This window comes from Rhodococcus tibetensis (assembly GCF_024438035.1).
In the GTDB taxonomy this organism is placed as follows: domain Bacteria; phylum Actinomycetota; class Actinomycetes; order Mycobacteriales; family Mycobacteriaceae; genus Rhodococcus_F; species Rhodococcus_F tibetensis.
Genome location: NZ_JANFQF010000006.1, coordinates 266,157 through 274,689, shown reverse-complemented (window position 1 = coordinate 274,689; position 8,533 = coordinate 266,157). Strand labels below are relative to the sequence as shown.

Genomic DNA, 8,533 nt, shown 5'->3' with positions numbered 1-8,533 from the left:
GCAACTGGATCAAGACCTGGAACGACGACCCGAAGCCGTTCGTCTGGCACAAGACCGCCGAGGAGATCCTCGATTCCCTGGCCAAATATATCGCACGAATTTCTGACGCGGGACACTAGCCTAGGACGATGAGACCCCGAGGCAGGCAGTGGTGGAAACTCGTCGGGCTCGCCGGTGTGGTGGGCGTGGCAGCAACCGGCGTCGTGGCCGTCCGCGCGGAGCGGCAACGCAAGGCATACACCCCGGACGAGGTTCGCGCCCGACTCCACGAGCGCTACACCCGTGCGTACGCAGCGCGCGACGGACAGCAGGAGATGGCTGTGACCGCGCGGACCTGGCGGACTCGGGCGACTGCCGCCCTGCACGGGGTCCGCAGCCGGCTACCGGGATCCAGTTAGCCGAGTGCGCGGCCGATCCCGTCGGCGAGCGCGCCGACCTGCTCATCCGTCATGACGAACGACGGCGAGATCTGCATCGCACCTTGTCCAGCGGCACGACTCGAAATACCGTATTCGCGAAGTGTTTTCACGAAGGGCAATGCTTCCGCCGGATCGGCGAGCTGCACGGCCGCCACGGCACCGAGACCGCTACGAATCTCCTCGACCCGGGGGTGCTCGGCGAGCGGTGCGAGGTGCCGGTGCAACGACGCTTCGAGGCGTTTCGACTCCGCGAGAAGGTTCTCCCGCTCGATGATGTCGAGGTTGGCAAGTGCAGCGGCCGCCGCGCCGGCGTGCCCACCATAGGTGTAGCCGTGACGCCACCAGACGCCGCCGGTGAAGAAGGGTTCAGCCACCCGCGGCGCGACGAAGACCGCTCCCATCGGAACGTAGCCGGAGGTCAAGCCCTTCGCGGTGGTCATCATGTCGGGTTCGAGACCGAACCGCGTCGACGCGAACCAGTCGCCGCCGATCCGCCCGAAGCCCGTGACCACTTCGTCGACGACGAACAGGATGTCGTGCTCACGGCAGATGTCCCGAACCTCGGTGAGGTAACCGTCCGGCGGCAGGTACACGCCGCCCGCGCCGATGATCGGCTCGCAGAAGAACGCCGCAATCCGGTCGGCGCCGAGCTTCTCGACGAGCTCGAGGAGACTCTTGGCGTCGTTCCATGCGACGGTCGCGGCGTCGGCCATCAACTCGCCGTAACCTTCCCGGTTGACGGGGATGCCTGCCAGCGCGGTGCCCGCGACATGCATTCCGTGGTACGCCTTCTGCCGGCCGACCACGATCGTCTTGTCGGGCTTGCCCATTTCGTGCCAGTAGCGACGCGCCAGTTTGGCTGCCGTGTCCACGGAGTCGGATCCACCGGACGTGAAGAAGATCTTGCTGTCGGGTACAGGGGCCAGCGCCGCCAGCCGGTCGGCGAGTGCCGCAGTGGTTGCGGGCACGAAATCGCCGAAGTTGGAGAAGTGCGCGACGGTCCGAAGTTGGTCCGCCACAGCGTCCGCTATCTCCGAGCGTCCGTGGCCGACGTTGGTGAACCACAAACCCGCGGTCGCATCGAGGTAGCGGTTACCCTGATCGTCCCAGATGTACGCGCCGTCGCCGCGGGAGACGACGAATGCGCCGCTCTTCTCCACCGCGCCCATATCCGAGAAGCCGTGCCACAGTGCCGACGCCATGATCATCCCTTCGTGAATCCCACTCCGAGGCGACTATGCCATGTCACTCGGGTCGGGATTTCGCCCGCCTACTTCTCGGCGTATGTGGTGGGATGCGGTTCCGTGTCGATTCCGGGCATGCCTCGGCCTCGAATGGAGGCTCCTGCCGTCTCGGCCACGAAGTACAGCGCGACGAGACCGATTCCACACGCGATCATCATGTAGAACGCGGGCATGAGCGTGTTGTCCGTCCACTCGATCAGTAGTTCGTTGACGGCAGGCGCCGTTCCCCCGAACAACGAAGTGGACACGTTGTAGGCGATGGCGAATCCCGCGAAGCGGACGTGCGTGGGAAACATCGCCGGGAACGTGGCGGAGATCGTCGACAGCTGCAGCACGTACAGCAGTCCCAGGACGGCGAAAGCGATGATTGCCCAGGCAAATCCCTGACGCATGAGCAGATACATCGGAATCGCCAGCACGATGAGGCCGACGAGAGAGACGTACCACAACGGTTTTCGCCCGAATCTGTCCGACAACCCACCGGCAAACGGGATCACCGCCATCATCACGAGCTGCCCGACAATGAACAGGGTCAACGAGGCGGTAGACGACAGACCGATCTGTGTTTCCAAATATGTCGGCATGTAGCTGAGCAAGGTGTAGTTGGTGACGTTCAGCGCGACGACGAGACCGGCGAGCAGCAACATCGGCCGCCAGTACTCCGTCACCAGGTCTTTGAACTCCGTCGCGGCGCCCGCCTCGACCGCCCCTTCCTCGTCGAGTTCCCGGAAGACAGGAGTTTCCTCGAGTTTTGTGCGTAGGTACAAGCCGATCAGACCCATCGGGCCCGCGATCAGGAATGGAATACGCCATCCCCAGGTCTCCATGAACGGTTCGGTGGACGCCACCTCCACCGTCAGAACCACAATGGCGCCCAGTGCGTATCCGCCGAGTGTGCCGAATTCGAGGAAGCTCCCGCAGAAACCTCGCTTGCGGTCCGGCGAGTATTCGGCCATGAAAGTTGCTGCGCCACCGTATTCACCTCCGGTGGAAAAGCCCTGAACCATGCGCAGGAGCACCAGCAACAGTGGCGCCCAGAAACCGATGACGTCGTATCCGGGCACGAGTCCGACGCAGAACGTCGCGCTCGCCATCAGCAGGATGGTGAGCGCAAGTACCTGGCGGCGACCGAGACGGTCACCGAGCGGGCCCCACACCAGTCCGCCGAGAGGTCGCACCACGAAGGAGACAGCGAACACCAGCAAGGCATACAGCGTGGCAGAGCCGGTGTCGCCGGGAAAGAACGTCGCCGAAATATACGACACGGTGAACGCGTACACGCCGTAGTCGAACCACTCGGTGGCGTTGCCCATCGCCGAAGCCGCGATCGCGCGGCGAAGAACTCCTGGGGGCAGGGCATCCTGATCTGCTGGTGAATTCTCGTATGCCATGTTCCGCCTCCTCGGGGCTGCTGTGAGGTGTCCATTGTGGCCCGAGTGGCAGATGTTGTCGCCGCTTTGCCGATCGCCATCGAATCCCTGACGCCGAATGGCGAGGCGAATCGGCCAGGATTCCCATCGTTGCTCTTCCAGCCGGTCGCGGACGAGAAAGCGGTCAAGAATCGCCTGCACCTCGACATCGCCCCGTCCTCGCGCACACAGGACGGCGAGGTACAGCGACTTCTCGCGCTCGGAGCCCGGCTGCGAAGCGACGACCCCAGGGTGCCGTGGGTGGTGCTCACCGATCCGGAGGGCAACGAATTCTGTGTTCTTCCCCCGCGGCCGGAGGTTGCCGACGCGGGCGGATAGGCAGGCCCGTTCGGTCAGCGCCGCGCCGACCTCGACACCTTCTGCCGGAACGCCCGCTGCCACGCCTCGACTCGGCGACGGGCGATCTCGACCCACGGATGCTCGGTGACCAGCTGGAGGGCGTCCTGCCAGGCACTCGGCGACGGTAGCGATTCCACCGACCTGGTGATGAGGCGGTCGAGCGCCTCCGAGACGAGTGGTGCCCGTTCCAGATGCACCATATGACCCGCGCCGGGCACCCTCACGAGTTCCGCCTCCGGCAGTTCCACGGCGATCGCTTTCGAATACCGGAACGGTGTCAGAAGGTCTCTGTCACCGCACAGCACCAGGGACTGAACCGGTTCGAGCAGCGGTAGCACGGCAGTCTCGTCATGGTTCTTGAACGAGGGCAGGAAATCGACGAGGGTCTTCAGCGGTGTGTCGTTGATCATCTTTTCGGAATGCCACACGATTGCCGGGCTGATACGGCGATCACCGAATGACGCCGACCGCAGGATCGGAGCGAGGACGCGCTTGCTCGCTCCACGGCCACCCTGTACGACGCGCGGCAGGGCACGCGCCGCGGTGCTGAACCCGGCCACCACCGGCGTGTTGAGGGTCCGCGCGAGGCCGACATCCCCCAGTGCGCCCGCCGCGGTGGCAATCAGTCCGACCCCCACCACACGGGAACCGATCAGGTCGGGATGCAGGCCGACATACGAGAGCACCGCCATGCCGCCCATGGAATGCCCGACCAGCACGATCGGCCCCTCGGGAACGAGTGCCCGGATCACGGCATCGAGATCCCGGGCGAGATGTGGGATCGTGCACGTGTCACGGCGTGGCACGCCTGAATTGCCGTGCCCACGCAGATCGAAGAACACCATGCGGATCGTCGGTCCCCACACCTCTTCGAGGTGAACACGCTGAAAATGCCACCCGGTCATCCGGTTGCAGAACCCGTGCACGAAGACCACGGTCAGCGGGGCATACTCGGGGCCTACCTCACGGACGGCGAGCGGAACGCCGTCGTCGGCCGCGACGACGCTGCCGCGGTCGAGGCTGAGCAGGTCGAAGTCCTCACCTGCGAACTCGTCGAACATAGTCTCCCAGCCGTTGCCGATGTCGGGGTACGCGTCTGACGTTGGTCGCCTCGGAGGATAGCGGAGTTCACGGCCGGATTCGTACAGCGAACGGGCGCACCACCGGGTCATTCACCGGGTTGGCTAGGCTGTAGCTCAGCATGTCCATCACAGCACCGAGCCGGCGAGATCTGAAGAACTCCCTCGGCGAACTCACTTTGCGCGACGAGCACCGGCTCCGCAGAAGACTGGACCGAGCGCGCACGCCGCAGGCGCTCGCCGGCGTCTCGGACGAAATCGCCGCCGCGCGAGATCGCCTCGATCGGCGGCGAGCGAGTGTTCCTCGCATCGAGTTCCCCGACGCCCTCCCCGTCAGCCAGCGTCGCGACGACATCGCACGAGCCATCTCGGAGCACCAGGTGGTGATCGTCGCGGGTGAGACCGGCTCCGGTAAGACCACGCAGATCCCGAAGATCTGCCTCGAACTCGGCCGCGGTGTCCGCGGGCTCATCGGGCATACGCAGCCCCGTCGGCTCGCAGCACGCACCGTCGCCGAACGAATCGCCGAAGAGGTGCACAGCGAACTCGGGGAAACCGTCGGGTACACGGTGCGGTTCACCGACCAGGTGTCGGACAGCACACTCGTCAAGCTGATGACCGACGGCATTCTGCTCGCCGAGATTCAGCGTGACAAGATGCTCCGCCGGTACGACACCCTCATCATCGACGAGGCTCACGAGCGCAGCCTGAACATCGACTTCATCCTCGGATACCTGCGCCAGCTACTCCCCCGGCGACCCGACCTGAAGGTCGTCATCACCTCAGCCACCATCGATCCTCAACGATTCGCCGAGCACTTCGCTGTCGACGGCGTGCCCGCACCCATCGTGGAGGTATCGGGACGGACCTTCCCCGTCGAGATGCGCTACCGCCCGCTCACAGTCGAAGTGGGCGATCAGACTTTCGATCGCGATCCCGTCGACGCGGTATGTGAAGCAGTCGAGGAACTGTCCGCCGAGGGCGATGGGGACATCCTCGTCTTCCTGTCCGGCGAACGGGAGATCCGCGACACCGCAGACGCCCTTCGGGACCGTCGACTGCGCGGTACCGAGATCGTTCCCCTGTATGCGCGGCTCTCTGCGGCAGAACAGCACAAGGTGTTCACTCCCCACACCGGACGTCGGGTCGTCCTGTCGACGAATGTCGCCGAAACGTCCCTGACAGTGCCCGGCATTCGTTACGTCGTGGATCCGGGAACTGCCCGCATCTCGCGCTACTCGGTGCGCACGAAGGTGCAGCGTCTTCCGATCGAGCCGATCTCCCAGGCCTCCGCCCGTCAGCGCTCCGGCCGTTGCGGACGAGTCGCGGACGGCATCTGCATTCGGCTGTACTCCGAAGAAGACTTCGAGTCCCGGCCCCCGTTCACCGAGCCGGAGATTCTCCGCACCAACCTCGCGTCCGTCATCTTGCAGATGACGGCCCTCGGTCTCGGTGACATCGCCGCGTTCCCGTTCGTGCAGCCGCCCGATCCGCGGGCGATCCGGGACGGCATCGGCCTGCTCGAGGAGCTGGGTGCGATCGAGCAGTCCGCCCAGAAAGAGCAGCCCGTGCTGACCTCGGTCGGACGCGAGCTCGCCCAGATACCGGTGGACCCGCGAATGGCCCGCATGCTCGTCGAGGCGCACCGCAACGGGTGCCTCGCCGAAGTCCTCGTGATCGTCTCTGCCCTGTCGATCCAAGACGTGCGCGAACGTCCCGCCGAATTCCAGCAGGCCGCCGACGAGAAGCATGCGCGTTTCGCCGTCGAGAATTCCGATTTCCTCGCGTTTCTCGAACTGTGGAAGTATCTCGCCGAACAACGGAACGAGCTGTCGTCCAATCAGTTCCGGAAGATGTGCCGCAACGAATTCCTCCACTGGCTCCGCATCCGCGAATGGCAGGACCTCCACGGTCAGCTCCGCCAGATCACGCGGGGACTCGGCTGGGAGGTGAGCAGCACCACCGCCGGTGAGGCCGCGATCCACCAGTCGCTGCTGGCGGGCCTGCTGTCGCACATCGGACTTCGCGAGGGCGACAAGCGTGACTTCCTGGGTGCACGCGGAAGTCGATTCGCCATCTTCCCCGGTTCGGGCCTGTTCAAGAAACCCCCACGGTGGGTGATGGCCGCAGAGCTCGTCGAGACCTCCCGGCTGTGGGCCCGCATGTCCGCCAAGATCGAACCCGAGTGGGCCGAGAAGCTGGCCCCGCACCTCGTGAAACGCACCTACTCCGAACCGCACTGGTCGTCCAAGCGCGGATCCGCCATGGCCTATGAGCGGGTGACGCTGTACGGGATTCCTCTCGTCGCCGGGCGCGCGGTGAACTACGCCGCCATCGATCCCGAGACCTCCCGCGAGCTCTTCATCCGCCACGCGCTAGTCCAAGGCGAATGGCAGACCCAGCACAAGTTCTTCCACGCCAACCGGGCACTACTCGAGGACGTCGAAGAACTCGAGCATCGAGCGCGCCGACGCGACATCCTGGTCGACGACGACGCTCTGTTCGACTTCTACGATCAGCGTGTGGGCACCGAGGCCGTGTCTGCCCGCCACTTCGATTCCTGGTGGAAGGTGGCGCGCCGCACTACCCCCGACCTCCTCACCTTCACCCAGTCGACCGTCGTCAACGCCGATTCGGCGACCGTACTGGGCGGCGACTACCCCGACGCCTGGCGTCAGGGTGACATGCAGTTCCCGCTCACCTACCAATTCGAGCCCGGGAACGAGGACGACGGCGTCACCGCTCGCATCCCGATTGCACTGCTCGCAGGGCTCCGGCCGGTCGGATTCGATTGGCTCGTCCCCGGCATGCGCGTCGAGTTGGTGACGGCACTGATCAAGACACTTCCCAAAGGCCTACGCCGGCAAGTGGTCCCGGCTCCCGACTTCGCGGCAGCGGCCCTCGCTGCGGTGAAACCGCGTTCCGAGCCGCTCGTCACGGCGATGGCCCGCGAGTTGTCGCGACTCGGGGCCTGTCGCATCGATCCGAAGGACTTCGATGTCGCGGCACTCCCCGACCACTTACGGATGACGTTCGCGGCGGTGGACGAGAAGGGCACCGTTCTGGGTCGCAACAAGGATCTGGTGGCGCTCCGCACGTTCCTCGCTCCCCGCGTGCAGAAGGAAGTCGCGAAGGCGGCCTCCACTTCGGAGCGGCCACCTGCGCTCACCTGGACGCCGGACACACTCGGTGCGCTCGAGCCGACTGTGACACGCGAACTGGGCGGGCAGAAGGTCACCGGCTATCCCGCGCTCGTTCCCGAGGGCGACGGTGTCGCCGTCCGTGTCCTGAGCACGCCCTCGGCCCAACGAGCGGCGATGCGTGCCGGAACCCGCACCTTGCTCCTCGCGGCGGTGCCGACCCAGGCCAAGACGGTCATCTCCGGACTGAGCAACACGCAGCGACTGGCGCTCGGCCAGAACCCGGACGGGAGTCTCGACGCGCTGATCGACGACTGCCGCAACGCCGCGGCAGACCAGTTGATCGCCGCACACGGAGCACCGATCCGCACTCCTGAAGAGTTCGATACGCTCGTCACACGGGCACGGGCGGCGATGGCCCGCGACGTTGCAGTACTGCTCCGCCTGGTCCTGCCGACTCTGGAGGCAGATCACCGGCTGGCTGTGGTTCTCGAACGGGCAACCGGCGAGTCTGCCGACGATGTACGGGAACAGCGCGCCTCGTTGCTCGTCCCGGGGTTCGTTGCCGACATCGGAACTGCGCGGCTGCGTGAGCTTCCCCGCTATCTCACCGCCGCCACGGCGCGACTCGAATCGCTTCCTGCCAGTGCACCTCGCGATCGGAAGGGGATGGACGTTCTCGACCGCGTGTATTCAGGGTACGAACGCATGCTGGCAACGCTGCCGAAAGAGCGGCACCATTCGCCCGAGGTCGACGCGATCCACTGGATGATCGAGGAGCTTCGAGTCAGCTTGTTTGCGCAGACGATCGGAACACCGATCCCGGTGTCCGAAAAGCGGGTCTTCAGCGCGATGCAGAAGGTGCGCTGACGGCAGCGTCCC

Annotated in this window: 6 protein-coding genes and 1 pseudogene; 4 read left to right on the top strand and 3 right to left on the bottom strand. The window is 65.3% G+C overall.

The features are described from left to right. Together NOF53_RS09770 and NOF53_RS09765 are read left to right on the top strand one after the other, a co-directional pair. Window positions 1-119: pseudogene (locus tag NOF53_RS09770) on the top strand (IS630 family transposase); the annotation flags it as partial. 9 nt (window positions 120-128) lie between these two features. Next, on the top strand, window positions 129-398 hold the full coding sequence (locus NOF53_RS09765; protein ID WP_255967697.1) for a hypothetical protein: 270 nt from the start codon (window positions 129-131) through the stop codon (window positions 396-398). Here NOF53_RS09765 and NOF53_RS09760 read toward each other — a convergent pair. Both NOF53_RS09760 and NOF53_RS09755 read right to left on the bottom strand, forming a co-directional pair. After that, the gene (locus NOF53_RS09760) at window positions 395-1,627 is read right to left on the bottom strand and encodes an aminotransferase family protein (protein WP_255967696.1); all 1,233 of its coding nucleotides are present in this window, start codon (window positions 1,625-1,627) and stop codon (window positions 395-397) included. The genes NOF53_RS09765 and NOF53_RS09760 overlap by 4 nt on opposite strands. Window positions 1,628-1,689: 62 nt before the next feature. Beyond that, entirely contained in the window at window positions 1,690-3,054 is a 1,365-nt protein-coding gene (locus tag NOF53_RS09755; RefSeq protein WP_255967693.1) for an MFS transporter, read from the bottom strand. Window positions 3,055-3,099: 45 nt separating this feature from the next. On the opposite strand from NOF53_RS09755, the gene NOF53_RS09750 reads away from it, so the two are divergent. Further along, entirely contained in the window at window positions 3,100-3,411 is a 312-nt protein-coding gene (locus tag NOF53_RS09750; RefSeq protein WP_255967691.1) for a VOC family protein, read from the top strand. A gap of 14 nt (window positions 3,412-3,425) precedes the next feature. Here the strand turns inward: NOF53_RS09750 and NOF53_RS09745 are convergent, their stop codons facing one another. Beyond that, window positions 3,426-4,493, bottom strand: coding sequence for an alpha/beta fold hydrolase (locus NOF53_RS09745; protein ID WP_255967689.1), 1,068 nt, complete (start codon window positions 4,491-4,493; stop codon window positions 3,426-3,428). Between the two features lie 140 nt (window positions 4,494-4,633). Between NOF53_RS09745 and hrpA the strand changes: the two genes are divergently transcribed. Continuing rightward, a complete protein-coding gene (hrpA, locus tag NOF53_RS09740) occupies window positions 4,634-8,521 on the top strand; it encodes an ATP-dependent RNA helicase HrpA (RefSeq protein ID WP_255967687.1) in 3,888 nt (1,295 codons plus the stop codon). Window positions 8,522-8,533: the final 12 nt, after the last annotated feature.